A 1,801-nucleotide genomic window follows, 5' to 3' on the forward strand; every position below is an offset into this window, starting at 1 on the left:
GCTGCACTGACCGGGGAGCCTTTTCATATCCTCCTTGTCGAAGATAACGAGGACCATACTGAACTGGTCATCCGCGGGATGCGGGATACGCAGGGGGCAGGCACGATACACCATGTCCCGGATGGCGAGAAGGCCCTTGACTATCTCTTCAACAGGGGCACCTACAGCGACAGGACTATAAACCCCAGGCCCGACCTCGTTCTCCTTGACCTCCGTCTTCCCCGTGTCGACGGGCTCGATGTCTTAAAAACCATCAAAACGACACCCCCACTCCTCCGCATACCGGTTGTCGTCCTCACCAGTTCCGAGGCGGAGAGTGACATCGCCCAGTCGTATGACTATCATGCGAACAGTTACATTGTCAAACCCCTGGATTTCAAATCCTTCACGCGACTGATGAAAGATCTCGGGAGCTACTGGATAACCTGGAACGCAAAACCGGTCAGGGACTGACACTCGGGAGGAGACGGGTACGGCACCACCGGAATCCACAGGGGCACCAGATCGTGTCATCCGCATCCTCATTATCGAGGACGACCGCGACCATATCGAACTCATTCTCCAGGCATTCCGCCAGGACCCCGGGCAGTTCCGAATCGATACTGCCGCAACCCTCAAAAAAGCGCGGGAGGTTATCGCGCGTGATTGCCCTGACCTGATCATCGCGGACTGGAATCTTCCCGATGGCAGGGGAATTGACATCATCAGCCGGGAGGATGGCAGGGTCACCACTCCTTTGATTGTCATGACCGGGTACGGGGACGAACGTCTTGCCGTTGATATCAGGAAATCCGGCGCCGTTGATTATATCGTCAAGTCGGCAACCGTGTTCGAGGACATCCCGAATATCTCGCGAAGGGCCATCCGGTTCTGGGAGAACCTCCAGGAGAGGATAGCGGCTGAGCAGGCACAGCAGGAGACCCGGAAACGCCTTGCCGATATCCTCGCATTCCTTCCCGACCCGGTGCTCGCAGTAGACACTACCGGCACGGTGATCGCATGGAACAATGCCATGGAAGACCTGACGGGTGTTCCAGCTGCGGATATGCTGGGGAAGGGCGATCATGAGTACAGCATCCCCTTCTACGGTGAGAGAAGACCGCTCCTGATCGATCTTGTTCTCGAACCCGATTCCGAGATCCTGAAACGGTATCCGATTGTCCAGCGCGATGGTGACCGTATAACATCTGAAGCATTTGTTGCAGGGATCCACGGGGGAAAAGGCGCATATCTCTGGGGAACTGCCACACACCTGTATGACACAACCGGAAACCGCGTTGGTGCGATCGAGGTAATACGGGACATCACCGGGCGGAAAAAAACTGAGGAGATAGCAAAGGCAAGCGAGGGTAAGTTCCGGTCGCTGGTCGAGGAGGTGCCCGATTTCATCCTGGTGCACCGCAACGGAAAGCTTCTCTTCGTGAACCAGGCAGCATCCGAGAGTACGGGATATGCCGTGGAAGACCTCATCGGAAAATCCCTGATCGACTTCATCATACCGCAAGACCGTGAACGGGTCATTGCCACGATGACGCAACGCATGAAGGGGGAGCCGGTGGAACCCTACGAGATCGGGATAACGACCTCCACCGGCCAGGTCCGGAACGTGATCATACGCGGCAACCTGATCGAATATGAAGGCGCCCCTGCCTCCCTGAATGTCCTCACCGATGTCACCGAGATGAGAAAAGGTGAGAAAGCTCTTACTGACAGCGAGGCGCGGTTCCGTGACCTTTTCAACAACATGAGCAGCGGGGTTGTTATTTACCAGCCGTTAAACGACGGGCAGGACTTCATCATC

2 protein-coding genes are annotated in these 1,801 nt (G+C 56.1%); both read left to right on the plus strand.

The genetic code is table 11. The features are described from left to right. Positions 1–6 precede the first annotated feature (6 nt). A complete protein-coding gene (locus tag CW742_RS11750) occupies positions 7–453 on the plus strand; it encodes a response regulator (RefSeq protein WP_292420606.1) in 447 nt (148 codons plus the stop codon). Between the two features lie 73 nt (positions 454–526). Further along, on the plus strand, positions 527–1,801 hold a 1,275-nt coding region (locus CW742_RS11755; RefSeq protein ID WP_292420608.1), incomplete at its 3' end, for a PAS domain S-box protein.

Origin of the sequence: Methanoregula sp., from assembly GCF_002835825.1 — an archaeon.
Lineage (GTDB): Archaea > Halobacteriota > Methanomicrobia > Methanomicrobiales > Methanospirillaceae > Methanoregula.